This is a genomic window from Nannocystis sp. RBIL2 (assembly GCF_026626745.1).
Taxonomy (GTDB): Bacteria; Myxococcota_A; Polyangia; order Nannocystales; family Nannocystaceae; genus Nannocystis.
Genome location: NZ_JAPNJW010000002.1, coordinates 3,972,312 through 3,998,003 on the forward strand (window position 1 = coordinate 3,972,312; position 25,692 = coordinate 3,998,003).

General features: G+C 66.6%; 20 protein-coding genes. 9 read left to right on the top strand and 11 right to left on the bottom strand.

Going from position 1 to position 25,692, the window contains the following annotated elements:
• Positions 1 to 117: 117 nt before the first annotated feature.
• From tssD to OV090_RS40840, 4 genes are all read left to right on the top strand, one after another.
• Positions 118 to 615 carry a type VI secretion system tube protein TssD gene (gene tssD, locus OV090_RS40825; protein WP_267710288.1) on the top strand — a complete coding sequence of 166 codons (498 nt, stop codon included), beginning with the start codon at positions 118 to 120 and terminating at the stop codon, positions 613 to 615.
• A 119-nt stretch (positions 616 to 734) separates the two neighbouring features.
• The gene (gene tssH / locus OV090_RS40830; protein ID WP_267710289.1) at positions 735 to 3,374 is read left to right on the top strand and encodes a type VI secretion system ATPase TssH; all 2,640 of its coding nucleotides are present in this window, start codon (positions 735 to 737) and stop codon (positions 3,372 to 3,374) included.
• A gap of 70 nt (positions 3,375 to 3,444) precedes the next feature.
• Positions 3,445 to 4,167: a tail fiber domain-containing protein gene (locus tag OV090_RS40835; RefSeq protein ID WP_267710290.1), complete on the top strand. Its 723-nt coding sequence runs from the start codon at positions 3,445 to 3,447 to the stop codon at positions 4,165 to 4,167.
• A gap of 109 nt (positions 4,168 to 4,276) precedes the next feature.
• The gene (locus tag OV090_RS40840) at positions 4,277 to 5,050 is read left to right on the top strand and encodes an SIMPL domain-containing protein (RefSeq protein WP_267710291.1); all 774 of its coding nucleotides are present in this window, start codon (positions 4,277 to 4,279) and stop codon (positions 5,048 to 5,050) included.
• Here the strand turns inward: OV090_RS40840 and OV090_RS40845 are convergent.
• The 5 genes from OV090_RS40845 to OV090_RS40865 form a co-directional block, all read right to left on the bottom strand.
• Positions 5,031 to 6,572 carry a site-specific integrase gene (locus tag OV090_RS40845; protein ID WP_267710292.1) on the bottom strand — a complete coding sequence of 514 codons (1,542 nt, stop codon included), beginning with the start codon at positions 6,570 to 6,572 and terminating at the stop codon, positions 5,031 to 5,033. The two genes, OV090_RS40840 and OV090_RS40845, sit on opposite strands and share 20 nt — an antisense overlap.
• A gap of 217 nt (positions 6,573 to 6,789) precedes the next feature.
• The gene (locus OV090_RS40850; protein ID WP_267710293.1) at positions 6,790 to 7,227 is read right to left on the bottom strand and encodes a hypothetical protein; all 438 of its coding nucleotides are present in this window, start codon (positions 7,225 to 7,227) and stop codon (positions 6,790 to 6,792) included.
• Between the two features lie 17 nt (positions 7,228 to 7,244).
• Positions 7,245 to 8,039 (bottom strand): hypothetical protein, encoded by a 795-nt coding sequence (locus OV090_RS40855; protein WP_267710294.1) that lies wholly within the window; start codon positions 8,037 to 8,039, stop codon positions 7,245 to 7,247.
• Positions 8,040 to 8,109: 70 nt separating this feature from the next.
• Positions 8,110 to 9,290 (bottom strand): IS3 family transposase gene (locus OV090_RS40860; RefSeq protein WP_267710295.1). Its coding sequence is split into 2 segments (ribosomal slippage): positions 8,110 to 9,035 and positions 9,035 to 9,290, totalling 1,182 coding nucleotides; the frame shifts between segments, so codons are not numbered across the junction.
• 121 nt (positions 9,291 to 9,411) lie between these two features.
• Positions 9,412 to 9,924, bottom strand: coding sequence for a hypothetical protein (locus OV090_RS40865; RefSeq protein ID WP_267710296.1), 513 nt, complete (start codon positions 9,922 to 9,924; stop codon positions 9,412 to 9,414).
• A gap of 314 nt (positions 9,925 to 10,238) precedes the next feature.
• Between OV090_RS40865 and OV090_RS40870 the strand changes: the two genes are divergently transcribed.
• Positions 10,239 to 12,062, top strand: coding sequence for a nuclear transport factor 2 family protein (locus OV090_RS40870; protein ID WP_267710297.1), 1,824 nt, complete (start codon positions 10,239 to 10,241; stop codon positions 12,060 to 12,062).
• 21 nt (positions 12,063 to 12,083) lie between these two features.
• Here the strand turns inward: OV090_RS40870 and OV090_RS40875 are convergent, their stop codons facing one another.
• Positions 12,084 to 13,466 (bottom strand): transposase, encoded by a 1,383-nt coding sequence (locus OV090_RS40875; protein WP_267710298.1) that lies wholly within the window; start codon positions 13,464 to 13,466, stop codon positions 12,084 to 12,086.
• A 548-nt stretch (positions 13,467 to 14,014) separates the two neighbouring features.
• Between OV090_RS40875 and OV090_RS40880 the strand changes: the two genes are divergently transcribed.
• The 4 genes from OV090_RS40880 (at position 14,015) to OV090_RS40895 (ending at position 19,656) form a co-directional block, all read left to right on the top strand.
• On the top strand, positions 14,015 to 14,767 hold the full coding sequence (locus tag OV090_RS40880) for a protein phosphatase 2C domain-containing protein (RefSeq protein ID WP_267710299.1): 753 nt from the start codon (positions 14,015 to 14,017) through the stop codon (positions 14,765 to 14,767).
• Positions 14,768 to 15,169: 402 nt separating this feature from the next.
• A complete protein-coding gene (locus OV090_RS40885) occupies positions 15,170 to 17,005 on the top strand; it encodes a serine/threonine-protein kinase (protein ID WP_267710300.1) in 1,836 nt (611 codons plus the stop codon).
• 7 nt (positions 17,006 to 17,012) lie between these two features.
• Positions 17,013 to 17,915: a hypothetical protein gene (locus OV090_RS40890; RefSeq protein ID WP_267710301.1), complete on the top strand. Its 903-nt coding sequence runs from the start codon at positions 17,013 to 17,015 to the stop codon at positions 17,913 to 17,915.
• A gap of 13 nt (positions 17,916 to 17,928) precedes the next feature.
• A complete protein-coding gene (locus tag OV090_RS40895) occupies positions 17,929 to 19,656 on the top strand; it encodes an Ig-like domain-containing protein (RefSeq protein WP_267710302.1) in 1,728 nt (575 codons plus the stop codon).
• Between the two features lie 3 nt (positions 19,657 to 19,659).
• On the opposite strand, the gene OV090_RS40900 is transcribed toward OV090_RS40895, so the two are convergent.
• The 5 genes from OV090_RS40900 to OV090_RS40920 all read right to left on the bottom strand — a co-directional run bounded on the left by OV090_RS40900 (position 19,660) and on the right by OV090_RS40920 (position 25,527).
• Complete coding sequence (locus tag OV090_RS40900) at positions 19,660 to 20,556, bottom strand: hypothetical protein (protein ID WP_267710303.1); 897 nt, start codon at positions 20,554 to 20,556, stop codon at positions 19,660 to 19,662.
• 319 nt (positions 20,557 to 20,875) lie between these two features.
• Complete coding sequence (locus OV090_RS40905) at positions 20,876 to 22,084, bottom strand: DUF4215 domain-containing protein (RefSeq protein ID WP_267710304.1); 1,209 nt, start codon at positions 22,082 to 22,084, stop codon at positions 20,876 to 20,878.
• Positions 22,085 to 22,404: 320 nt separating this feature from the next.
• Positions 22,405 to 24,015, bottom strand: a complete 1,611-nt coding sequence (locus OV090_RS40910; protein WP_267710305.1) for a serine/threonine-protein kinase — start codon at positions 24,013 to 24,015, stop codon at positions 22,405 to 22,407.
• An 86-nt stretch (positions 24,016 to 24,101) separates the two neighbouring features.
• A complete protein-coding gene (locus OV090_RS40915) occupies positions 24,102 to 24,827 on the bottom strand; it encodes a hypothetical protein (RefSeq protein WP_267710306.1) in 726 nt (241 codons plus the stop codon).
• Complete coding sequence (locus tag OV090_RS40920) at positions 24,814 to 25,527, bottom strand: Crp/Fnr family transcriptional regulator (RefSeq protein WP_267710307.1); 714 nt, start codon at positions 25,525 to 25,527, stop codon at positions 24,814 to 24,816. The genes OV090_RS40915 and OV090_RS40920 overlap by 14 nt, the downstream gene beginning before the upstream one ends.
• Positions 25,528 to 25,692 lie beyond the last annotated feature (165 nt).

Genomic DNA, 25,692 nt, shown 5'->3' on the forward strand with positions numbered 1-25,692 from the left:
CGCGTTTTCGAACCTGCGCGATTCTGCGAGCCAAAGTCGCGTTGAAGGCCGCGCAGGCGCGAAAATACCGGGGTTGTCGCCGTAGCCGGCCCCGGGGCCTTTGATATGGTGTCCCGCATGGCTGAGACCGTCCATCTGTACCTGAAAGCGAATGGCCAAGACATCCAGGGCGAGAGCTCGCAGACCTCGCTCGGTCGCGAGAACTCCATCGAGTGCGTCGAATTCCAAGACAGCGTCCGCACCGCGCGTGAGCACGGCAGCCGCGCCGCCGTCGGTCGCCGCGTGCACGCCCCGATCCGGATCGTCAAGCGCATCGACAAGAGCTCGCCGCTGATCGCCAAGGCCCTGTGCCGCAACGAGAGAATCGACGCCGAGTTCAAGTTCTTCCGCCCCAATCCGAACGGCGACGGCACGACCGAGCAGTTCTTCACCGTCAAGCTGGAGAACGGCCGCGTCGACTCGATCGAGCGCCTCTCGCCCAACGCCCTCGACCCGGCCGAGGCCAAGGCCCCGCCGCTCGAGACGGTGAGCATCGTCTACCACACCATCACGTGGGTCTTCGTCCCCACGGGCGCCGAGTTCGTCGACTCGTGGTCGAACAGCGACGGCGCGTAATCGACGTTCGTTGCACATAAAACGGTCTGGCGCGTGAGTTCGTCTCCGCGCCTGACCGGCTCGCCTTTCTACTATAGCTGTCCCCCTCCATCCCCAACCTTCCCCGCGAGAGACCCCGCATGCGCGTCGACCCGAAAGCGATCGTTCGAAGGCTCAACCCGACCTGCACCTCGATGCTCGAGGCCGCGGTGTCCCACGCCGCCAGCTCCCGCTACTACGAGATCGTCCCGGAGCACCTGCTCGCCGCCATTTTGAACGGCGAGGACACCGACGCGGCGAAGATCCTCTCGCACTTCAATCAAGACGCGACGCGCCTGCGCCAGCGCGTGCAACGTGTCCTCGAGACCATGCGCACCGGCAACGCCGGCCGCCCCGTGTTCGCCGAGACGCTCTTCCAGTGGCTCGAGGACGCGTGGGTCGTCGCCTCGCTGCAGTACGGCGCCACCGAGATCCGCACCGGCCACCTGATCCAGCAGTGGTGCGCCCGCGGCCACCGCTACAGCGCCGAGACGCTGGCCGAGCTGGCCGCGGTCGACCTCGAGACGCTGCGCAAGGACCTCGACGGCATCACCGCCGGCTCGAAGGAGGCCGTGCGCGCCGCCTCTGCGCCCGCCGGCGGCACCGGCGGCGGCGGAGCAGCCGCCGCGACCCCTGTGGCCGCCGGCGAGCAGGCGCTGCGCCGCTTCACCTCGTCGTACACGCAGAAGGCCCGCGAGGGCAAGATCGACCCGGTGTTCGGTCGCCACCAGGAGATCCGCCAGCTGGTGGAGATCTTGATCCGCCGGCGCAAGAACAACCCGATCATCGTCGGCGAGCCCGGCGTCGGCAAGACCGCGCTCGTCGAGGGCCTCGCCCGCGCGATCGTCGAGGGCGACGTCCCGACCGCGCTGCAGGACGTCGAGCTGCTCGAGCTCGACATGGGCCTCATGCAGGCCGGCGCCGGCGTGCGCGGCGAGTTCGAGAAGCGCCTCAAGGCCGTCATCGAGGAGGTCAAGTCCTCGCCGAAGCCGATCGTCCTGTTCATCGACGAGGCCCACACCATCGTCGGCAACAAGGACAACGACGCCACCAACATCCTCAAGCCCGCGCTCGCCCGCGGCGAGCTGCGCACGATCGCCGCCACCACCTGGTCCGAGTACAAGAAGTACTTCGAAAAGGACGCCGCGTTCGCCCGTCGCTTCCAGCTGGTCAAGGTCGACGAGCCGTCCGAAGAGCAGGCCCTCGTCATGCTCCGCGGCCTGCGCGACACCTACGAGCACACCCACACCGTGACGATCCGCGACGAAGCGCTGATCGCCGCCGTCAAGCTCAGCCACCGCTACATCTCCGGCCGCCAGCTGCCCGACAAGGCGGTCGACCTGCTCGACACCGCGTCGACGCGGGTGAAGATCGAGCAGGCCTCGCAGCCCGAGTCGATCCTGCGCCAGGATCAGGAGCTCGCCGCGCTGAAGCGGGAGATCGGCGCGCTCGAGCGAGAGGACCGCGAGGGCAACCTCGTCGACCTGGCCCGCCTCGCCGAGCTGCGCGACAAGCTGCGCGCCGGCGAGGACGAGCGGGCCGCGCTCGACAAGCGCTGGCAGGAGGAGAAGGAGGCCCTCGTCGCCGTCGACAAGGCCCGCGAGGCCCTGCGCACCGCCGGCGACGCCGCCACCGAGGAGCTCCGCGAGGCCAAGCGCACCGCCGACTCCGTCCTCATCGCCGCCGGCGGTGAAGAGCGCCTGATCCACGCCGAGGTCGACAGCGACGCGATCGCCCGCGTCGTCTCCAACTGGACCGGCATCCCCGTCGGCAACATGAAGCGCGACGCGATGGAGAGCCTGCTGCGCCTCGAGGACACCCTCACCGAGCGCGTCAAGGGCCAGCCCAATGCGGTCAAGGTCGTGTCGGAGACGCTGCGGATCGCCCACGCGGGCATCCGCAACCCGAGCACCCCGATCGGCGTGCTGCTGTTCGTCGGCACCAGCGGCGTCGGCAAGACCGAGACCGCGACAGCCCTCGCCGACCTGCTCTACGGCGGCGAGCGCTTCATGACGACGATCAACATGTCGGAGTTCCAGGAGAAGCACACGGTGTCGCGCCTGATCGGCTCGCCGCCGGGCTACGTCGGCTACGGCGAGGGCGGCGTGCTCACCGAGGCGGTCCGCCAGCGGCCCTACTCGGTGGTCCTCCTCGACGAGTGCGAGAAGGCCGACCTCGACGTCATGAACCTGTTCTACCAGGTGTTCGACAAGGGCATGCTGTCGGACGGCGAGGGTCGCCTCATCGACTTCAAGAACACGATCGTGATCCTCACCAGCAACCTGGCCTCGGACGCGATCATGAAGCTGACCGACAACGGCCTGACCCCGCGCTCGCCCGAGGAGCTGGTCGAGGCGATCCGGCCGACGCTGTCGAAGCACTTCAAGCCGGCGCTGCTGGCCCGCATGTCGATCGTGCCGTTCCAGCCGCTGCCGCCGCCGGTGCTGCGCGAGATCACCGAGCTCAAGCTCAAGGGCCTGCGCAAGCGCCTGTGGGACAGCCACAAGATCGAGGCCGTGGTGCTGCCCGAGGTCTACGACGCCATGGCCGCCCGCTGCAACGAGGCCGAGACCGGCGCACGCAACGTCGATCACATCCTCCGCGGCTCGCTCATGCCGGTGCTCAGCCGCAAGCTGCTCGAGACCTTCGCCGCCGGCCAGCAGCCGAGCAAGGTCCAGATCGGCCTCGGCAAGGAGGAAGGCGAGGCCTGGGACATCACGTTCGATCCGCTGCCCGCCTGACGACGATCGCCCGCGCTCGTCCGCGGGCGACGAAGTAGCTCCACCCCCGAGGATGCTCCATCCTCGGGGGATGTCGTTTAAACAACGTGCCCAAGTCTGCGTCGTCTTCCTGGTCGCTTGCGGCGCTCCGGGCGACAAGAACACCTCCGCGTCGACGAGCTCGACGACCGGCGTGACCGGCGGCAGCGACACCGGCACGCAGGGCGCGAGCACCTCGACCAGCGCCGCTGCGACCTCCTCCGCGGCCACCACCGACTCGACCAGCGCCACCGCGACGTCGACCGCGACGACCAGCGCCACCACCGGCCCGACCAGCGGTGACTCTGGCAGCACCGGCGGCGCGTGCTCGAAGCAGACCGAGCCGTGCAACGCCGGTCAGCAGTGTTGCGACGGCCTCACGTGTTGCTCCGGCGTGCCGGTCCCGCGCGGCGAGGAGTTCTGCAGCGACAATTGCCCGATAAGCGATCGCAACGCCAAGACCGACCTGCGCCCCGTCGACGCCAGCGAGGTCCTGAGCCGCGTCGTCGCCCTCGACATCACCACCTGGCGCTACAAACACGACGGCGCCGAGGTCCGCCATCTCGGCCCGATGGCGCAGGACTTCAAGGCAGCGTTCGGGCTGTGGAACACCGATCGCATGATTTTCCCGCTCGACGCTGCAGGCGTATCGCTGGCGGCGATCCAGGGCCTGCACCGCCGCCTCGTCGCCGCCGAGGCCGAGAACGATGACCTGCGGGCGCGGCTCGATCGCCTCGAGCGCCGCCTCGCCGCCCTCTCGCCCGCGCAGCCCTGAGGTCCGCAGGAGACGTGTCGGAGCTCACGGCGATGGATCCTTCGGACATGTCCTGAAAGATCGGCGGCGTGGAATCTTCGCGGTACCTCGCACGTAGGGCCCCGTCAGCATGGAACCGAGCAAGCACTCCGCATCCCTCGATCTGCGACCCTTCGGCCTCCTCGGCGTCGGCGTCGCGCTGGTCCTCGCCACGTACATCGCCAGCAGCACCTGGGAGCGAGTCCGCGTGCGCCCGCAGATCCACACGATCCAGGTCACCGGCTCGGCCAAGAAGCGCATCGTCTCGGACTTCATCGAGTGGACCGCGACCGTCGAGGCCAGCGCCGCGAACCGCACCGAGGCCTACCGCGCGCTGCACGACCACGCCAAGCGCACCGAGGAGTTCCTGATCAAGGGCGGCGTGCCGAAGGACCAGATCTGGCTGTCCTCTGCCAGCGTCGATCCGTCGTACGAGACGCAGTACCAGGGCACCGGCGACAACCGCATCGAAAAACAAGTGCTCACCGGCTACGACGCGCTGCAGGAGATCAAGGTCCGCTCCAACGACGTCGCCCTGGTGGAGAAGATGTCGCGCGAGGTCACCGAGCTCCTCGAGCAGGGCGTGACCATCAGCTCCGACGCACCCGAGTACTTCTACACGAAGCTCGGCGACGTCAAGATCGAGCAGCTCGCCGAAGCCTCGCGCGACGCCCGGACCCGCGCCGAAAACATCGTCGCCTCGGCCGGCGGCGCCGAAATCGGCGCCCTCCGCACCGCCGACATGGGCGTCATCAACGTCAACCCTGCAAACTCCACGCAAGGCTCGTGGGACGGCAACAACGACACGTCGTCGCTCGAGAAGGACATCATCACGATCGTCCACGCTACGTTCGAGCTGAAGTAGGGCTACGCGGGCTTTGGGTTTTTTTGGGCTGGTTTTTGGGCAAGCGGTCCGCGAGAGGCGAGACCGCTTGCGGCACGTGCGCGCCTCCGTCGAGCGCGGACGCCGCACGACGAACCGGCGCCCTCGACATCCCGCGGCCCGGCATGCCGATGTCCCAGACCGCGGCGGCCTCCCTGGCTCGCTTCTGCTGCTGCAGGCGCTTAATATAATCCTCCGTCGTGGAGAAGTGCTTGTGTCGTGCGTGGGCCTGTAGCCGCAGCGGATCGAGCCCGCGATCCGCGAGGATCGTCAGGCACGTGTGCCGCATGACGTGCGGCGACGTCACCGGCACGCCGGCCTGATGCTGCAGCCGGCGGAGCCACCTGTCGACGATGGCCGGCGTCAACGCCCGGCCGTTCGGTCGCAACAGGACGTGGTCGTCCGGTCCCTGCGGCAGCTCCTCGAGAGCTTCCCGCAGATCTGACGACATGCCGACGGGCGCTGCTTCGCCGCCCTTCGGCGACGCCTCCTGCCCGTCGGACAGGTTGTGCGCGACGTTGATGACCCCGAGGTCGAGGCTGATGTCACCCCACCGCAGCGCGCACACCTCGCCAGATCGAAGCCCCGCGTGCGCCAGGAGGAGCACGAACACCCTGTCTCGCGCTTCCCCTGCGCAGCGGGTGTGGTGAATCAGCGTATCGAGCTGGGCCTCGGTGTAAGGCTCCCTCCCCATCCGCTTGGGCTCCTTCTCTCGATCGAACTTCGGCCGCTCTGCGATCACCCCCCAGATCTTCGCCTGCCGCAGCATCACCTGCAGCAAGTCGATCACGAAGTTGCGCGAACGCGGCGACAACCGGGCGACCCGCGCTCTCAGCTTGGCCATCGCGTGGCGGTCGATGTGATCGATCGGCGTCGTACCGATCGCCACATGCAAGTCATGCTGCCACCGACACCGGTAAGCCCGACGCGTCGCGGGCTTGCAAGTAGGTAAATATTCGCTCTCGAATCGCACCCAGAACTCGTCGACCGTCGGCGCGCTGTCTTCGAACTCTTCTGCGACTTTCTCGACTTCCTTCCGGTGACGGACCACCGGTGCCGGAGCCGGGACGCTCTCCTGTGATTCGTTCTTCCTCCTGTCGCCGAACACTTCGGCCATGACCTCATTCCGCTGCGCCTCACCCCAGGCAAGGGCTCCCGCCTGGTCCAGCCCCGCAGGCGCGACCTTGCGGACGCGCCCTTTGTCGCGGGACAGACCCGGAATGGTGAAAGTGACCATCATGCGGCTCTTGTCGTAGTTGTAAGGGCCGGCAGAAATTTTCACGTTCCGCTTGTGCTTTCTGCCGCGGATCTCCGCCCCCACGCTAAGCAGGTCCTCCCTGAACCAGCAAGCTCGGCCGCCTACATTGCGCAATGGCGGCAGCGTTCCCCTGGATACTGCGCTACGCACCGCCTTCTGGCTTCTACAGAAGATCTGCGCGATGTCGCTCACATACAGGATCCTAGGCAAATCGCCGACTTCCGGCGGCGCGATCTCCCAACCCATATCCACCCCTAACGACAGCGATCGTTCACCAATTTTGCCTGCTCGCCCGGGAGTCGGACATAAGGTCCGCCCGAGCTGCGCCGCGCTACCATGCCGCCTGAGTGATCAAAACCCGGCGACGCCGACATTATCGAGGCCCCGAACCGAGCCGAGCAGGTCGATTACCGTGCTCGTCTCGGTCCGCGAGAGCCCGCAGACCTGCCCCGATAGGCCGCTCTCAACCTGCAGAAGGCGGGAGAGCCTTGACCTCGACGCACACGGTCCCTCGCGCATCAACGTAGCTGCGGAGCCGCCAGCCGCTCCGAACGGCTTGATGGCCCTGGATCGCGCCCAACACAGCGCCGAGACCGGCGCCGACGACCGTTCCCCAGCTTGCGCGATTGGTCATACCGCACAGCAACAGACCCGCGGCTCCGCCGGCGATCGCCCACCGCATCGCCGACAAGGACGTGATTCCGAACCATTCCCTCAAGTCGACGCTCGAAGACGGATCCCACTCGACGACGATACCCGCCCTCTGTTCCGCCCGATCAAGCGCGCCTCGCAGAAGACGCAACGCTTGCACCCCCTGGAAGATGAGCCGTCCCCGCTCCACGAGGATCTTGCACATCTCCTGGACCTCCGCCTCCCGGGCGGCATCCCAGTCTCGTCTCATGACCTAACCTCCCTGCATCACTCGATCGGTGGACCATTTCCACGTGGTCGCGAGGTGAGCCCCTCGACCATTCTTCCGAACGATTCGAACGTGCGCTCCAGCGCCGCGACTCGCCGTTCGTGCGTGTCGTAGACGCTAGCCGGCTCGCTGTGAGGTTGGGCAACGGCGCCTTCCGCATCATCGGTACGCGCCGTCGCCCACGGACCCTGCACGACAGTCTTGAGCTCGCCCTCTGACTCCTGCATCACATCCGGCGTATCGTCGGCCGCGGGTGCAACCTCAACCGTACTGACGCTCGCCTCTCGATCTCCGGCCAACTCGGGGGCCGCCGAGATCGCTGCCGGCTCGCTTGCTGCTTCAGGCCTGTAGGTGAATTTCGGATCAGCGACGGCGAGAAGCATCGTGAGGTCGCGGCATTTCGCCTCGAGCGCCGCGACGCGCAACTCCATGTACTCCGCATCGGGATCGGGCTTCCTTCGTTCTTTGCCGGAGCCGGACGGAGCCGGCTGAGGAGGCTCCGCCTGCGGCGGCGGTGGAGGCGTTCGAGCCGAACCGAGCTGGCTCGCGGCTGCAGCGGCAAATTCCTCAAACGACAGCGTCGGGACGGAAGCACCCTCGTGGCTCTGCGGTGGTGCCGATGGAGTTGCTGACGTCCAGCCGCTTCGGATGACATCCGCCAGGTCGGTGCGGATTCCAAGGCCCTCGAGCCTCTGGCGGATATCCCGCTCACCCGCCCGCTCGGACTCTCGCGGCTTTGGGGCTGACTCCTGCTCGTGAAGCGCGACGAGCCCGCCGCCGACGAACTGCAGCAACCCCGTCATGATGCGCACCCAGGGCTGCTCTTCGGCCGCTGGGATTGCCCCGAAAAAGTGGACACTTTGCTTATGCCGCTCGAGTCTGCGCCTGCTCGGCGTAGAAGCTCTCCTCGTAGGCGATCGGGGTCGAGTAGCCGATCGACGAGTGGCGACGCTGGCGATTATAGAACACTTCGATCCACTCCGATATGGTCGTCCTCGCATTCTCGCGGGTGAGGAAGATCGTGCGGTGGACGAGCTCGGTCTTCAGCGTGCTGTTGAAGCTCTCGGCGACCGCGTTGTCCCAGCAGTTGCCCTTGCGGCTCATGCTGCACGTCATGCCTGCCTGGCGTAGGGCCTCGCGGTAGTCGTCTGCGGCGTACTGGGAGCCGCGATCGGAGTGGAAGACCAGCCCCTCGTCGGACGGCTCACGGTGTCCCAGAGCGGCCCTCAGCGCGCCGAGGACCAGCTCCGTGCGCATGTGGTCGGCCATCGACCAGCCGACCACGCGGCGCGAGAACAGGTCGATGATCACCGCGAGGTAGAGCCAGCCCTCGAGGGTCCACACGTACGTGATGTCGGCGACCCAGGCCTTGTCGGGCTTGCTGGCGGTGAAGTTGCGATCCAGGACGTTGTCGGCCACGGGGAGTCTGTGGTTCGAGTCGGTCGTCCTCGTGAATTTCGGCCTACGACGGCCCTGGATCCCCTCTTCGCGCATGATCCGGGCGACTCGCTTACGACTGACCTTGCGGCCACGTCCTCGTAGTTCGCTGCGGACTCGCGGGCTCCCGTAGGTCCGCCTGCTCGCGGCATGGATCTCCGCGACCTCCTGGGCGAGCGCCGCGTTCTCCTGCGCTCTCGCCGATGGTTCACGTGTCTTCCATGCATAGTAGCCGCTCATGGAGACCTCGAGGCTCTCACACATCATACTGACCGGGAAACTGGCCTCCTCCGCCGCGATGACCTGGAAGACGGTCACGTCTCCCTGGCGAAGAAGGCCGCCGCTTTTTTTAAAAAATCGCGCTCCATCTCGACCCGCTTCAATTCCTTGCGCAACCGGACGAGCTCGGCCCGCTCATCCGTCGTCAGCGGTCCTCGCGGGGCCGGGCTCTGGTTGATCTCTTCCTGCCTTGTCCAGTTCCTCAGCGCGCTCACCGTCAGGCCCATCTCTTGGGCCACCTGCGTGACCGATTTGCCTGAATTCTTCACGATCTTGACCGCTTCCGCCTTCTGCTCCGGCGTGAATGCTCTTCGCTTCTTCTTGCTCATGCCCTTCAACCCTCTCTACTCCGGACTCATCGAGGGTGTCCACGAGATCGGGGCAGCTTCACGCTGCCATGGGCGTTTTTACGTCCTCCATGCTGTACCTCCCTCATCCCTCTCGCTGACGCTATGCGTCCTTCACGATCTTCGTCGCCTTCAGTCCGCCGATCACGAACCGCTCGAACTGCTCGTTTCGCCACGAGCGCCGCTCCTCCCCCTCGACCCGTCGCGGGCCCGCGTTCATGGCCTGGAGGCCGCGCACGTACTCCTGGAACTCGATGACGCGGGCGCCGCGGGTCATGAGATCGATCTCCTCGAGACTCGTCCGGACCTTGCTGTACTGCTGCATCATCTCGTCGGTCAGCCTTCGCTGGCACTCCAGATGCTCGGCGAACATCATCGAGCCGAGTTTCAGGATGGCCGCCATGGGCGCGAGCGTCGAATCGGCGGGGCGGACATCGGGGGCGCTGGCCGGCGACGGGCCAGCGCCGGACACGTTGTCGCCTCCGAGCTGCACGATCGTGCCATCGATCCAGAGCCGCTTGCCCGGGTAGAGCCGAAGGAACAGCTCTACCGACTCCTGCAACTTGTCCTTTGGAACATGCACTTCAAGACACGCGCGGTCCTGAGCGTCGAGCAACCTCACCACATGCACGGCAGCAACCTCCGCCCGAACACTGGCACTCGCGAATCGGGTCCGCAAGTGCCTAATTTCGACCACCAACGCCAGTTGGGTGTCGCTTGAGCATCTCCGAGCAGGACCGTGGAGACGCGGTTCATGGCAATTTTGTGTACGTATTCCTGTGTCGATCGATAGGCTGCCTTGCGCCGATTGCTGCACGCATTGCTACAGCAGAGCTGTACGCGTTGCCTGGCGCATCGCCCGCTGGACGCTGTACACGTTGCAGTACACAGTCACCTCGCTCGTGCTACCCTGAGCCGTCGATGAGGGCGATGGCGTTTGACGAGCAAGGGGGGATGCGGGACGTGCTCGACATGTTCAAGCACTGGCACGAGTTCTGTCGTGCCACGGCCAAGGGCTTGGCGAGCACCCCGGACGACGAGCTCTTCGTGGTCCGGCAGCTCGGGCTTCCGAGCAGCCGGGTGCTCGCCGTCGTCGATCCCGACACCCGGCACATCTCGGTGCTCGGGGTCGGGGTCTATCCGCAGCTCCGCGAGCTGCATCGGCTCGCGCTCCACGCGTTCCGGAGCGGCATCGGCGACGTACTGTTTCCGCCCCTCACGGTCCAGCTCGGAGGAGTCGAGACGCGCTTCCGCTATGCGGGGCACGCCAGCATCTTCGCGTTCGCCGATACCGGAGCATCCCCGCGTTCAAAGGAGCGAGCCGTCGTGCTCGCGGTACTCCCGGGCGGCTTCACGCTGGCGGCCATCCAGCACAAGCGTGCGCTTGTGATCGCGCAGGGACGACTGAACGAAATCGCAGGTCTCGACCTCGATCGAATGAGCATCTGGGACAAACTCCCTGTGGCCGACTACGAGGTCGCGCGCTTGCCGTCGAGCGATTGGATGTACGTGCCCGCCACCTTCAGCCAGCGGGGACAGGCCGGCCGCCTCCAACAAAAATCGCGCGGCATCCCGGCGACCGAGGATCCGGCCCGACTCGAGGCCACGCTGGGGGCCGCGCTTCAGGCATCGATCATCGAGGAGATACCGATCGGGACCCGCGGTCGTCGAGAGCTCAGCGACTTCCTGGTGGACGTGGCGCGCCTCGCGGTGCAAGGCGAACCCGACATCACCGGCTCAGCCAGGGAGATCGCCGTGCGGCTGGGCAAAGCCCTGGGCCGCCCACCGCGCTCGACTCGGTCCACCAACACGAGCCTCGCCCTACTCGTGGAGCACAGCGAAAAACGCAAAGGCGAAGCCTTGGTGTCACGCCTGACGCCGCATCGATGGGCCATCCATCTCCGAGAGCTCGTGGACGAGGATGGCACGGTGCGTGGTTCGCTCTTCTCCCGGTGGTCGGCGTTGCACGCGGTCCTCGTCGGGGAGCACGAACCCGCGTCGGAGAGCGAAGTGACGCGCTCGCGGATCCGCGGCGGTCTGGGTGGCGCCGTGGTCAAGAAGCGGAACGAGATTCCTTACATGTTCGATTGCGGCATGGTGGACGAATACAACCTCCGACGGCAACGCGAGAGCGAGATGATGCAGCTTCGCGTCCGCCATGCAGAGGAGCTCCGCGTGCTTGCCGAGGAGCTCGCCCAAGCTCGCCAGCAGCGCGACCAGGCCATCGCGGAGAACGCCCAGCGGGCTGCACAAGTAGCAGAGACCGACGGCCGGCTCGACCGCCTCCAGCATCGCTTCGCGGCCGAGTTCCAACGAGTGACCAAGCTCGCAGCCCAGGCGGGCATCCTCGAGCGCAACAAGGCGGTGGTGCGGGCGCTGCAGGAGGCCGTCGACCGGCGGGACTGGCCGGCCGTCGAGGCGCTGCTCGCTCCAGGCTTCGTCCAGCACGATCCTACCGACAACCGGGCGCCGGTCGACCGCGCCGGCTTCATGAATCGCTTGCTGCTCGACGCGGAACAGAACCCGGCCACCCAGGAGCACGTCGACTTCCTTGTCGCCGAGGAGGACCTCGTGGCTGTCCACCTGCACCACGCCCGCTCGTCGACAAGCATGCGGCTCTTCAGGATGACAGGCGGCCAGATCACTGAGGCATGGGGCGGGGACCTCGCGTGTTCGGGCCGCGCGGCGAACCTTCGGTCGGTCGCGGACACAGCCGCGAATGAGGCCGCCGTGCAAGCTAGCAGCCCGAGGTAGAAGTCGTTGGAACGAAATCGCTCAGGCGAGCCTCGGGTAAGCGAAGCGCTCGGGAGGTCGAGCCTTCGTCGGAATTTGCTGCGAGCCGCGTCCGAAGAGTGCTCGGAGCCACCGCAGGAGCGTGAGGACAGCCACGATTACGGCAGAAAGTGCGGCCCGAAGGCCCTGGAGGGCCTTTGGTTTCCCGATTCCGTGGACCATTCGCATGATCAGACTCAAGTTGAATCCGGCGGCGTGGATGACCAGCCGCTTGAGGATATTGTCGTGACCCCGCACGTGGACTCTGCGCATGCCGCCGGAGTCGAGCATGTGTGCGAAGGGCCGTTCGACCAGCTCGCTGCGCTTCTTCTGCAGCTCCTTGCCCTTGCTCCGTTTCATGCGGCGGCGGTTCCGGCGGACCGCGTCGCGCTCGGCCTGCTTGCCCTCCCACCGCCGACGACCTCGCGCGGGCTCCGGAATATAGCTGCGCACGTCGACCCCCTCGAGAGAGGTCATCACGTCGTTGCTGTGGTAGCCCTTGTCGGCGACGACCTCCTCGACGCGCTCGGCGATCTGCTCCCTGGCCTTCTCCGAGCCCTCCTGGCGCACCTCTGCGAGATTGGCGTCGGCGACCTCCAGCGTCTTTTCGAGGGTTTTCGTGTCGCCCGCAGCGCCGCCGTGCACCGTCACGCCGACGATCGCCCCGGTCTCGAGGTCGACTGCCTGCTCGTGCTTGTGCGCGAGGTGAGTGCTGCCGTTCTTCATCTTCATGATCTGCGCCTCGGGATCGTGCGGGTGCACCCACTCGTCGTTCGAGCCCTTCTTCGGCCGCTTGCGGTCGAGCCGCGCCAGGTCCTCGCGCGTCGGTTCCTCGATCCCCTCGGCCTCCGCCAGATCGGTCAAGTACTCCTTGTACGCGCGCCCGTCGTCGCGCCGAACAATCGAGCGCAGCGCCGCGTTCGCCTCGAGCGTCGTCGCGTCGATCCCCAGCGTCTTGCCGCGCAGCAGGCCGTGCTCCGCCACCAGCTCGAGCACCCGCGTAAAGACTCGCTCGTGCACGTCGGTGCTCAGCCGGCGTCGCGTCCGCGAGATCGTCGAGTGATCCGGCGGCTGCTTCTCCAGCCCGAGCCCCAAAAACCGCCGCAGGCTCAGCGAGTCAGCGATCCGCCAGGCGATGCCCCGCTCGCTGCCGATCCCCTCGAAGTAACCGATCAGCAGGCACCGGAAGTACACCCCCGGCGCGAGGCCCGGTCGTCCCATCACCTCGGCGTAGAACTGCTGGCACTGCTTCTCCGCGAAGCGGTCGAAGCCGTGCTTCCGCAGCAGCTTGTCGAGCGCTTCATAGAACGGGTGCCCGAGCCCCTGCAGCTTGTCATACGTGATGAACAGCGTCGGCTGCTCCCCGTTGTCGTGCCCCATCGCCATGGCAAAGCCACTTTATCAGCTTCCCGAGCGGCGCGCGATAGCGCGCACCTCTCTGCTGTTCGCGAGATTCCTCGCAGCGTGGTTACCGCGACTTTCACCACGGGCTGCTAGGGAGCAGGCCGCCCACCGCGGCGAGGCATCCGCCGAGGCGAGCCGTCCCCTTCGTGACCGTTGAGCCTGTCGTCTCGTCGCGCCCAGGCCGTCCGGCTCGACTCCTGCGGAGCTCACCGAGCGGGCGAGCCAGAGGTCTGCCGCCGACACTTGTGAGCGATAACGCGCCGTGCGATTATGCGCTTCCCAAGCCACGCCGATCCTTGTGAGCGTCTCCGCGCTGTGCGAGGATGCGCGCTCTCGCCACGCCGGAGCCCCCCATGAGCCATCGCCGCCGAAAACTCGCTCTCTTCCCCACCGGCGAGGGGCTGCCCCAGGGTGATGACCCGGCTCTTCCAGGCCCGGTGTCCGGCGCTGCGCACTCGGCGCTCAGGTGGCCGCAGGCTTCGGCGTTGGTCGGCTCGACCTGGTCTACCGCGCATACAGCGCACTCCGGCATGACCGACCCGGGAAGGCTGCGCGCCCTCAACGAGGATGCCTTCCTGGCGGATGGTCGCCTCGGCCTGTTCATCGTGGCTGATGGCGTGGGTGGAAGGCCCTTTGGGGGCCTTGCTGCTGGCGAGGCCGTGTCCGTGCTCTGGGAGCGGATCTGGCGTGAGACCCAAGCGATCGGCGCCTTGATGCCCGGCCGAGGTGCGGACTGGGTGGGTAGCGAGGCTGTCGTGCAGATCGGAGGCGTCGTTCGCACGGCGATGCAGGACGCTTCTCAAAAGCTCCGCGCGATGGCGAAGATAGATAGCCGATATGGAGGGATGTGTACGACGGCCTCGGTCGTCCTCGTCGCCGGCGAGGTCGCGGTGGTGGGACAGGTCGGAGACTCGAGGGTGTATCACGCGCGCGGCGCTACGGTCCGGCAGGTCACTGAGGACCACACGCTGCTCAACCTGCAGGTCAAGCAAGGGCTCGTGATTCCGGAGCAGGCACGCGGCCGTAGATCGCCTATCACCCGAGCGCTCGGCTTGGCTGATGAATTGGAGGTCGACATTTACGCCGTGCCCGTCGCGCGAGGAGATCGGCTGCTGCTGTGCTCCGATGGCCTGCACGAATACTTCGAGCGCGGAAAGGTCCTGCGGCACCTGTTCCAGCTCGACATCCGAGCCGCCGCTCCCGCCGCCGTCCGACACGCCCGGCGGCGCGGGGGGCGGGACAACATCACCGCGCTCTTCGTGGAGATCCTCGGACCGGGTTAGGCGCCGCGACGCCCGCCCTGTAGCGCGCTTGATGCGTATGTTGAACTCGCTATAGAGGTAGGGCATGCAAGCTTGCAGAGGCCCGTGGCGCTTCACGCGGCTGAAGCCGTCGCGAAGCTGGGAGGTTGAACGGCCGTGATAGGCACCGACACCCCACAGGCCACGGGCTCGTGGGACGCGGCGTGGTTGTCGTTGGGCTTACTCGATCGGATCGCGGATGCGCGCAGTCGCGCAATCGAGAAACGCGTCCAATGGGGCCCAGGGATCCCGTTCTCGACGGGTGTTGAAATGATGGGGGGTCCAGCTTACAAAAATATCAACCTCAGCCGCGGCTAGCTCGCCTGGGCAGCGCTTCAGCCGGATGGCACGGTTTGGTATGGTCTCGTCGGCTACGAGGCGCCGATGGACACGGACCTACAGGGACAGCACGACGAGGACGAACTCGTCGCGGACGGGCACGACGTCGACGAAGAGGTCGACGACAGCGACTCGTCGTGGGAACTCGACGACGATCCGGACGAGCCGGGGCTCGTGCGCGAGGAGTCGCCGCCGCCGTGCATGCTGCCGGGGAAATTCGAGGTGCGCGACCTAATCGGCGAAGGCGGCATGGGCCGCGTCCATCGCGGCTACAGCCTCACGCTCGGCCTCGACGTGGCGATCAAGCTCATCGATCCCGCTTTAAAGCTGCGGGAGGACAGCCGTGAGCGGCTCCGCCGCGAAGCCGTCGCCCTCGCCGCGATCAACCATCCCAACGTGGTCCGCGTCTACGCTTGCGACGAGACGCCCGAGAAGCAGCTCTTCATCGTCATGGAGCTGCTCGACGGCGAATCGCTGCGGAAGATCCGGGATCGTCGCCTACGCCTCTCCGCCACGGAGGTCCTCGAGGTTGGCCTGCAGGTATGCGCCGGCGTCGGGGCCGCGCACGGCCTCGGCATCGTGCATCGGGACCTCACCCCCTCGAACATCATGCTGCTGCGGGGACCGGATATCCGAGTAAAAACAATCGATCTGGGGGTCTGCCGGCTCCTGGACACATTCTATTCACGCCATCCCCAGCGTTATGAGGATCCACCGGGCTCCCGTTTGGCGACACCGCTCGGAGTGCAGTACGGCAACCCCGAGTACCTCGCGCCCGAACTCCTGCTGCGCGACCCGCCGTCGCGGCCGAGCTTCCAGACCGATGTCTACGCGCTCGGGGTGATCCTCTACGAGTTGCTCGCCGGGCGTCACCCGTTCAAGCCCGGCGACCGCTCGGAGCCGCGACCGATCCGCTCGCTGATGCCGGGGTTCACGGACGACGAGCTCGAGCGGGTCCTCCGCAACGCGCTGCGCCCTGACCCGAAGGACAGGATCCAGAGCATGGCCGAGTTCGCCGAAGAGCTCTCCATCGCGCGCGGGTTCCTGGCGCAGCCCGCTGAGCCAGCGATATCCGCAGGCTCGATCGCTTCGGCGCTCGACCTGCTCCCGCAGGGAACGCCAGCGCTGCCGGTGGACTCGTCCATTTCTGACGCGGACGATGTGGTCAGCGAGCGGCCCGCGAAGGGAGCAGCAGTCGTAGCGGCGCTCATGGCGCCCGTCCCGCTGGACAAGCTCGCACCGCCGACGGCGACCTCGGGCACCGCTGCGGCAGCCACGACGGGAGCGCTCTCGAAATCCCTCGTCGGCACGGCGATGACGATGTGCGTCGCCCTCGGGGTCGTCGGGACGAAGACCGCCGACGCGTTCCTCGCCGGCGTCAACGAGCCCACGGTGGAGGCCGCGGCGAAGGACGAAGTCGACGCGGACACGCAGGCGCGTTTCGAGCGCCTCGAGCGGAAGCTCGAGGTGCTCGAGCAACAGATCGCCGCCGGTTCCCCGTCACGCTCCGGCGCCGCCGTCCCCAACCTCGCCTCCTCGCCTGGACCCGCGCCGGAGGTCGCGGCCGTGTCGACGGCGACTCCCAGCGCTGTCGAGAAGTCAGCGACACGCGCTCCCTCGCCACGCCAACGCGCGATCGTTCGCGACCTGGGCACCGTGGCGGCCGACGTTGGCGTGTGCTTCCGGCGGCACGGCGGCAACCTCGAGAGCCAGCTCCCGGTTCGCGTCGTCATCAGCGCCATGGGGCTCGCGGAGCGCGTGACCCTGCCCAAGGAGAGCACGGGCGCGCTGATCGACTGCGTGACCCGTGTGCTCCGCTCGCGCCAGTACCCAACCGGGCCCGCGGCCGAGTCCGTGCGCCATGTCTTCAAGTTCAGGTAGGGACCCCATGCGTACCGCCCGATTTTCTCTCACCTGTGCCCTCGCGTTCGCCCTTGCCGCTCCGCCGGCGCGCGCGGAGGAGCCGATGACATGGACCCCTGAAGCCCTCGAGCTCAACGCGCGAGGGGCCGAGTTCGGCCAAGCGCAAGACTACGCAGCAGCGTACGAGGCGTACTACGCCGCGTACAAGGCGATGCCCGACCCGATCCGCTACCACCGCGCGCGCGACTGGGTATTCGGGTCGATGCGGAGCTCACTGCTCTCGCTGTACGAAACGACAGGCGAGGCTAAGTACCTGTGCCAAGTGCGGCGGATCCTGCTCGAGCATCTCGAGGAGTTGATGATCGCGTTCGGTGAGGACGCGGAGATCCCCGACGAACCCGGAATCCGTCGCCGCCTTCAGCAGGTCGACGAGGACATGCGCGCGCACGTGCCGAAGCCCGGCGAGAAAGAGTGCGTGCTCCCGACGACGCCCCGCACACCCGCACCGAAGCAGGTGGTGATCCGGACGGTGCCCGTGAAGGTCCCCAAGCCGGTGCCGGCACCACCCTCACCGCGCTCGCGCGGGATGCTCGCCGCCGGTGCGACCAGCCTCGCCGTCGGCAGCGCGCTCCTCGGCGTCATGACCTACGCGCTCGTCGCCCGTCGTACTGCGTACGAAGGCCTGCGCGAGCTCGATGCCGCAGCCGAGGGTCCGCTCGATCCCGTGGCGCAGGCCAACGCGGACGCTCTACGTCGCGCGGGCCAGATCAACTACACGGCCGCCATCGCCACCGGGATCAGCGGCGGTGCGCTCGTGCTGACGGGCATCGGGCTCGTCGCGGGTTCTCGTGGCCGCGCGCGTCGCACCGCCGCGGCGCCCGTCGTCTCCTCGGGCCTGACCGGCCTGGTTCTCCACACTCAGTTCTAGATCGAGGTCATCCATGTCGCGCCACACCTTCGCGCCTCTCACTCTTCTCGCCCTCGGAGCCTGCAACACCGAGCAGGCGTATCAGGACCTGATCCAGAACCACGGCCAAACGTGGGACACAACGGCCGCCGCGTCGACAAGCGGTGCGGTCCCAACCGCCGGCGAGACAGCACCCACGACGTCGGCGAGTGGTGGCAGCGGTAGCGACGGCGCAACCGCAGGCACCGAAGGCGACACATGGCCCACGGGCACCAGCGGCACGCAGCTCGACCTTCCGCCGGAGCTCGCCTTCTCCGTCACACCCGAGGCTGTCCAATTGGCCACGTTCGTCGAGCTCGCCGCGACGTGCGTGGATGACGTCGGGATCGCCGAGGTGCGGTTCTTCGTCGACGGCGCGCCGCTCGCCAACGTTGCTGCGCCGCCCTTCGCGGCCCAGTGGCCCGTCAAGTCGACCGACGAGGATGGGCCGCGGAGCCTTCGCGCCGAGTGCGAGGATCTCGCCGGGCACGTCGTCGTCGATGAGCGGACAGTCGACGTCGCGCTACCCCAGTCTGGCACGATGGGGTGGCCGGCAACGCATCCCTCGGAGAACTGGGCTTCCGAAGCGCTCGACGCCTCGCCCGCACCGGACGGTTCATGGTGGGTCTGTGGCTACGACAGCGACGGCGACGGGGGCGCCGCGATGTGGCTCGCCCGCTACTCGTCGAGCGGCCAGCTCCTGTTCGACAAGCTGATCTCCCGAGGTCCGGGCTTCTCGGGCACATGCTCCGGTATCGAGTCGTTCCCCGACGATCCTCACCGAGCAGCGCTCACCGGCGCCTGGACCAAGGACGGGCTATCGCCGACGCTCTGGGTCGGCGTGGTCGACGACCGTGAGACTGAGTTCCTCCGCGCCGAGCACAAAGACACCCTCGTGGGCGAATTCGGCAACGACGTCGCGGTCACGCCGAACCATCAGATCCGGGTCACGGGCTACAAGATGATGGCTAACGACGACTATGACATCATCTACCACGCGATGACCGTGGACGGGGAAAAGCATCAGCTCGCATACGCCGGAGGCGACCTGTACACATCTCCATACGACGGCATCAAGAATATGGACGTCGGCGAGGCGATCGTCATCCGACCAGATGGCACCTCGCTCATCGCCGGACGCACAAACTCGTACCAAGGCAACTCTCGGGGCATCATCGCGCTCGTAGGATCCGATCACGAGATCGTCGAGAACGACGTGTGGCCGTTCGTCCCGTCGCTTCCCGACGAACAACACCAGGGCTTCAATGACCTCACGGTCACGGATGACGGCCTTGTAGCGACCGCAGGTTGGTGGCGGCAGAAGCTCGAATTGGCAGCCCGGCCTCGGCTCCTGCATTTCCAACTCACCGATCTGGCTACCGAGCCGGATGCCTACACGCAGTCGGCCGTGGGCGAAGCCGCAGCGCGCTCGCTCGCGCGGATGAGCACCGGGTCAATCATGGTCGCCGCTGTGTGGGGCAACGAAGTCGAAGAAGACGACATCTGGCTGAAGAAATACCCTGCAACCGGTTGGGAATCTGAGCCCGACGGAGTGTGGCCGCAGACCTATTCCGGCTTCTTCCATGGTAACGATGCGCCGCACGCGATTCGTATCAATGCCCTTGACGAGATCTTGGTTGTGGGGTTCGAGACGGTGCAGGTGATCAAGAACGGCAACGCCGTGAGCGTACGGCAGGCTTGGCTCCGCGCCTTTCACGGCTGACACTCACCCGGGCGGGATAAAGCGATCACACACCTCGTCGATCTTGGTGATCGCCGCCGTGACCAGCGGCGTAAAATCGTCAGTGGATCGGCAGCCGAGGACGCTGTTGGGCATCATCTCGGCGAACGTCCGAATGCGTGTCGGATAGTTGCCGCAGGGCTCCCCCCCGACCCCTTCGGTAAGAGCCACGAGGACTACGCCGTCCGCGTAGTTGTTCTTGAGCGCCAGAAGTTCCTGTACCCACTCCGCGGGGGTCCCGGGACTAAAGCTTTCGTCCATCGATGACACCAGGACGATTACGAGCATCGCATCGTCGCGCAAGAAGCCTGCGTTACACCCCCCCTCGGCGATCATCTCGGGCTTGAGCGCGGTTATTGGGGTGATCGCCGGACGATTGAAATTCCCCATGTCGCTCCGACCGACCCGTAGTAAGCAGTCGAGCGCCTCAGAGAATTGAGGGTCCTGACTGCGCACATAGCGCCGCCCCTCGGTAGTCGGGCACATCTTGTTGATGGCCCCCACCCCCCGTGGGTAAACGGAGCCTGCTCCATGCGCATTATCACACTCATCTTCGCTGGCCGCACAGGCTAGCTCGGGGATGATGTCGCAGGGCGGATTAGGGACCCCAGTCATCCCCTTGCATTCGCTGTAACACAGTTCATCGGCTGCATTGTAGAATTGGTCCGTCGTGCTCGTGACCATGACCTGCAGGTCGTAGTTCTGCGCCTCGGTCGTGAGAGCGTTGACGAGCCCGAGTAATCTGGCAGCCTCGTGCTCCGCGAGCGTGCGGCCTTCATCCTGCTGGCTCTCCAGCGGACCCCCGATATGGTTGAGCGCGAGGAGAACATCAATCTTCTCGCACCCCTCGGGCACCGGCTCGAGCGTGTCGAAGTTTGGCATGTCCGGCGGCGGGGCGACGGTCGTGTCCGAGCCGGTCGAGGAGGAGGTCGAGGTCGACGACGTGCCCGAGTTCGAGCTCTCCTCGCCGGGCCCGCTGGACGAGCTGCTCGATGAGGGCGCCGAGGGGTTGGTCGTGATACTCGTCCCCCACCCCGAAGACTGCCCGTTCGGCGAGTTCTCGCAGGCGGCTAGCCCCAAAAGCACGAGGGCGTGGGTCAACGGACGTCGCACGGTAGGGAGAGTATCGCGTTTCACGCGCAGGATCCAGATGCAGACTGTCCCGGAAGAGGGCGCGCGCCCACCGCGCATCGCCTCCATTTTATCCAGGTTCGGGATCGTACCAGGACTGTTGCACACAGACGATACGGCGCTCGCTGGAACAGATAGTATGGGCAATTAGCATGAAGTCGCCCTCCATGTAGTAGCCAAGACGGAACCAGCCGACGAACGACAATCCCCCGATCTCTTGTTTTGATTCTGAAGTCCAGTCCGCACACATCCGCCCCTCTGGACTGGGCCAGGGCAGATCGGGGTTCCAATCCGGGGTGGGAAAGATCCCCGTCCACATGCTTGCGTCGAGATCTTCCAGCACTTCCCCCATCTCCGTGACATTGATAGGGGCGAGAAACTTCCCGTACAGCAAGTGCTCAAAGTCGTGGGCGACCTTGACAATGTCGGGCCGGATGTAGCGACCTGGGGAGTGAAAGAAGGTTTCTTTAGGCCCGGAAGTGGATGTCCAAAGCCACGCCTTGTATGTTCCGCCGAGCCCGCCTTTCGCGGCCAAGCTCTGGCACTTCAGATCTGCGCCCGCGACCCCTCCCAGATTTCCACTGTACTTCTCGCTCGAGATGAAGACGAGCATCGAAGGGGCGGTGCAGTTGGGATAGCACGCGTCGCCGTAGATGTCGTTTCCATCGTCGCACTCCTCCCCTGCAGCCTTGTTCCGGTACCCATCTCCGCACTCGACGGGAGTACAGTCGCCGTCACACGTCGGCGTGCTCCCGACCTCGTCGCATGCTTCGACGCCCTCGCGCACAAGACCGTCGCCGCACTCTGCACGCTCACAGGAGGTCAGGCAGTCGTCGGCATCGTCCGCGTTGCCGTCATCGCACTCTTCGTGCCCGGCCCAAACTTCGGCATCACCGCACGTGGCGCTCAGGCAGGTCAGCACGCATCCATCCGATGAATCGGAGTTGCCGTCGTCGCACTCCTCCACGCCGAGCCACACGACCCCATCTCCGCAGGTGGCGACGAGGCAGTTGGAGAGGCAAGCGTCGGAGTCGTCAACGTTTTGGTCGTCGCACTCCTCGCCCGGCTCGACGACGCCGTTCCCACACTCGGCGGGTGTCGGCGAGGACTCCGACTCACCCGGCGCGTAGGACGTCGAGGTCGGTGCGTCGCCATCCGTCGTCGGCGTCTCGTCCGGAGGCCCGGACGTCGTGGAATCATCGGACGTGGCCGGCGGCTGCGCTCCTGTATCGACGGCCGGAGCGTCTTGCCCACAGGCCATGACCACGGCGAGCGCCAAGGGGGGAAGTACAGGTTGGGAGATGCTGCTGATGGGAATGGGCATACCTATCCCTAACGTGTGATCAAGCACGAATACTGAGAACGGCCGCTTCGGACCGCCGCAGGAGCGAACGTTGGTGCCGAACATATGGCTGCGAGCCATTGCCCGTCAAATTGAGATTTCTGTAACGGAGAATACGAAACCCCTTGGGAACTTGAGATGGATGTGTTCCGGCTTACGCGAGTCTCACATGCTGCTCGCGGCCCAGCGCACCATCGCCTTGCGCATCTCTTCGCGGGCGCTCCGTCCGGTCGTCGACGCGCGGGACAATGCCTGGCCTACGGTCCCCGAAATTTGAAAACGTAACGGACTATCGTTGCGGTCGGCCCAGCGGAGTAGCGGCGGGCACTGATCGCTGTGGTCACGCACCTGCTCAGGCCTGGGCGGCTATCCTTCGGCAGCATGACACGCACAGCCTCGCCGGCACTGCTGAGTTGCACCCGGACGGAAAGCTCCGCGGTGAGGTTATCGCCGTGCCGCGCAAAACACACGCCAACGGCATCTCGCACAGCGGCCAGCTCGCGGCGGATCGCCCGCTCGCGCAGGCCAGGGCTCCGCGGCGTGGATTCCGGAGGTTGATGCGTCACCGCGGCACCTCGCGCCGGCTCTTGCTCCTCTTCGAGCTGCCGTGCGAGGGCCTGGACTGTATTCTCCAACCGCTCAAGGCGGTCGCTCACCCCTGCTGGAGGAGCCGGGGCGAGCGCCGAGCCGGCCTGCTCTCGAAGCGAGAGTGGCTCGGGCGAGGCCAAGGTCTCGGCGCCTGCCTCGCCCGGCCGAGGCACGGCGCCCGCGTCCGCCTGGTCGCTGGTCAGCAGGCGCGGCGCATCCGTGAGGGCCAGGATGCCGACCGCCAAAAGCGGTACCATCCCGAACGCGCGGGCTCGCCGACCACCGACCGACCCCATTCCGGCTGCGGACGAGACCGTCACGGGTTGGCCGTTGGGATACGTCGAATCCGGCGAGGTCTTTGGAAGGCACCTACGGACCGCCTCGGCCAGCTCGAGGGCGCTCGCATATCGCTTTGCCGGGTCCCGATGCAGAGCGCGTAGCACGAGTTCGTCGACCATGGACGACAGCCTCGGACCCACGTGCCCGCTGGGCGGCAGGAGCGGCACGAATTCCAGGCGATACGCGATGTCTTCCCAGTTCTGTCCCGTGACATGCGGCTTGTTGGTGAGGAGACGATAGAGCGTCGCGCCGAGCGAGTAGATGTCCGACGCGACGGACGGGCGAGCTCCGTCGATGAGAAGCTCGGGTGCGAGGAAAGCCGGCGTCCCGACGACCATGCCCTCGCTGGTCTGTTCGTCGGCGACACGTAGATCCTTGGCCACGCCGAAGTCGATCAACTTCACGAGCTCGGCGCCGTCCTCCTTGACCAGGAAGCAGTTGGACGGCTTGATGTCGCGGTGCAAGATCCCGCGCGCATGTGCGGCCGCCAGCGCGTCGCACAACTGAAGCACGATCGCGGCGGCCCGCGTCCACGGCATCGGCCCCTCGCGCTGGAGGAGCTGCGCGAGATCGTGACCGCGCAGGTACTCCATCACCATGTAGCTCTCACCCTCGGGCGTCTGACCGTAATCGAGCACGCGCGGGATGTGCCGATTCCGCCCGACGATCTCGAACATCGCCTGCGCCTCGCGCAGGAACCGACGGCTCGCGCCTGGGATCGATGCTCCGCGGCGATCCAGAAGCTTCACCGCCACAACGGCGCCCGAGAGATCCTTGTGCTCGGCGCGATAGATCGAACCCATTCCGCCGGCGCCGAGACGTTCGACCAGGCGGTAGTTCCCGGCCAGCATGCCGAGCCGCGGATCACCTCGGATGCTCGAGGTCGCCGCAGAGTCGTCTACAGGCGGCGCATCGGCGACAGGTTCGAGCTTGACGAACATCGGACAATCTCATCCAAGCAAGAGAGCGTCTGTTGTGGAGGTTCGGAGATTCGGAGCAACACGCATTGGAGCGAGCCCCGCGCCGGTTAGACCGGCTTCCTGGGCGCTGGTTGACGGAGCAGTGCGAGGAGAGGTTCGGCCTCTTCGTCGGTGAGCGTGTACTTCGGCAGCGTGCGATAGAGCCGCTCGAGCTCGCCCGTGCAGGTCGGAGCAGGGTCGGTCGCAGGCTCCACGTCGGTCTCCCGGAGCGAGCCTTCGGCCAGCGCGAGGCCGAGCCGGCCCCGACAGTTACACGGGTTGCCGGGGTCGAAGTGCTCGCAGTGGGGTCCGAGCCTGCGCTCGAGCGGCAGCCGAGCCCGGGCGCGCAACGTGGCGAGGTTGCCGGAGTTGGTGCGGAGGATCTGGGAGACCGTCTCATCGGGCAGACCCAGGACGTGCCGCAGGACGAACGCGCAGCGCGGGGTCTCGGCGATCGAGCGGAGGACCGCGGTGAAGCAGACCCGACGCAGGGCACCCGCAAGAGCGGCAGTCCGGGCCGGGTCATCCTCGAGGTCCGGAGGCAGGTTTCGCGTCTCCTCGCCGCTCCACACCGCAGGGAGCGTCTCCTCGACCGGACGCGCGCGTGTACCTCGCCGTGCGATGGTGTCGCGCACGAGCCGAAGCAGCACTTCGCGTGTGACCTGCTCGGCGTTGACCGGGATGCTGTCGACCGCGAACCTCACGACGTCGAGCGCGTCGGTGCGGTTGCCGAGGACATAGACGGCGAAGGTGAGCGCCTGGTCGAGGGCGGCGCGGAGTTCAGTGGAGTTCACGGGATTCCTCCTCGGAGTGAAGGAAGCGAGCGGCAGCGTCGGGGTCGATGATCTGCGCGTGACCGTCGGCGACGATCACACCGGCGTCGGCGAGCCTCTCGATCGCCTCGTACATGGCGATCCGCGAGCTACCGACGTAATCCGCGAGCTCGGCCATCGAGAGCGCCGGAGCGATCTGCAGGCGGCCGCAGCGGTGCGGATGACCGGCGGCGAGCTCGAGCAGGGCGCTGGCAGTGCGCTCGAGGAGCGGCGCGCGGAGACGAAGAACGAGGCGGTCTTCGGCGCTGCGAAGCCTGGCGCCGACGAGGTCAAGAAGGCGGGTGCGAAGCCGGGCGTCCGCCGCGACGAGCACGGCGAGTGCGGCGAGTGCGGCTCGCGGGAACGCGAGGAGCTTGCAGGGCAACGCCGCTTCGGCGAATGAGTCTCGGGGCATGTCGGAGAGGACAGACTCCTCGCCGAAACACTCACGAGCGTTGTGGTAGCCCAAGGTGATCGTGCCGCGTGCCGTCGATCGGTAACGACGCACCCTGCCGCCGACGACGGCGTAGAGAGTGTCGGCGGCGTCGCCGGGCTCGTAGATGGTGGCGCCCCGCTGGAACTCGAGGCAGGCGGACGCGGCAGCGAGCTGGCCCAGGCGGCGGGCCGTGAGACCCTCGAAGAGGGGTTGCTTCCGCAGGTACCAGAGGATCAGGTCGGTCACAGGCTCCCCCTCGCAGCCGCTGTGGCGGCGTCGACTCCAGCCAGGGCGCGCACCAGGCGCAGAGCCAGTGAGGCAGGCCATGCCTGGTGATTCGGGCCTCCTCGGGCGGTTTCGAGCACGTTCTTGAGTCGTCCTTGATGACACAAAATAGGAACCATTAAGGAC

Bases quoted from the DNA above. Each gene is read 5' to 3' on its own strand.
- OV090_RS40870 (WP_267710297.1), top strand. From the start codon at position 10,239: ATGGCGTTTGACGAGCAAGGGGGGATGCGGGACGTGCTCGACATGTTC.
- OV090_RS40850 (WP_267710293.1), bottom strand. From the start codon at position 7,227: ATGAGACGAGACTGGGATGCCGCCCGGGAGGCGGAGGTCCAGGAGATG.
- OV090_RS40875 (WP_267710298.1), bottom strand. From the start codon at position 13,466: ATGGCGATGGGGCACGACAACGGGGAGCAGCCGACGCTGTTCATCACG.
- OV090_RS40840 (WP_267710291.1), top strand. From the start codon at position 4,277: ATGGAACCGAGCAAGCACTCCGCATCCCTCGATCTGCGACCCTTCGGC.
- tssH (WP_267710289.1), top strand. From the start codon at position 735: ATGCGCGTCGACCCGAAAGCGATCGTTCGAAGGCTCAACCCGACCTGC.
- OV090_RS40835 (WP_267710290.1), top strand. From the start codon at position 3,445: ATGTCGTTTAAACAACGTGCCCAAGTCTGCGTCGTCTTCCTGGTCGCT.
- OV090_RS40880 (WP_267710299.1), top strand. From the start codon at position 14,015: ATGACCGACCCGGGAAGGCTGCGCGCCCTCAACGAGGATGCCTTCCTG.
- OV090_RS40890 (WP_267710301.1), top strand. From the start codon at position 17,013: ATGCGTACCGCCCGATTTTCTCTCACCTGTGCCCTCGCGTTCGCCCTT.
- OV090_RS40910 (WP_267710305.1), bottom strand. From the start codon at position 24,015: ATGTTCGTCAAGCTCGAACCTGTCGCCGATGCGCCGCCTGTAGACGAC.
- OV090_RS40900 (WP_267710303.1), bottom strand. From the start codon at position 20,556: ATGCCAAACTTCGACACGCTCGAGCCGGTGCCCGAGGGGTGCGAGAAG.
- OV090_RS40845 (WP_267710292.1), bottom strand. From the start codon at position 6,572: ATGGGTTGGGAGATCGCGCCGCCGGAAGTCGGCGATTTGCCTAGGATC.
- tssD (WP_267710288.1), top strand. From the start codon at position 118: ATGGCTGAGACCGTCCATCTGTACCTGAAAGCGAATGGCCAAGACATC.
- OV090_RS40895 (WP_267710302.1), top strand. From the start codon at position 17,929: ATGTCGCGCCACACCTTCGCGCCTCTCACTCTTCTCGCCCTCGGAGCC.
- OV090_RS40885 (WP_267710300.1), top strand. From the start codon at position 15,170: ATGGACACGGACCTACAGGGACAGCACGACGAGGACGAACTCGTCGCG.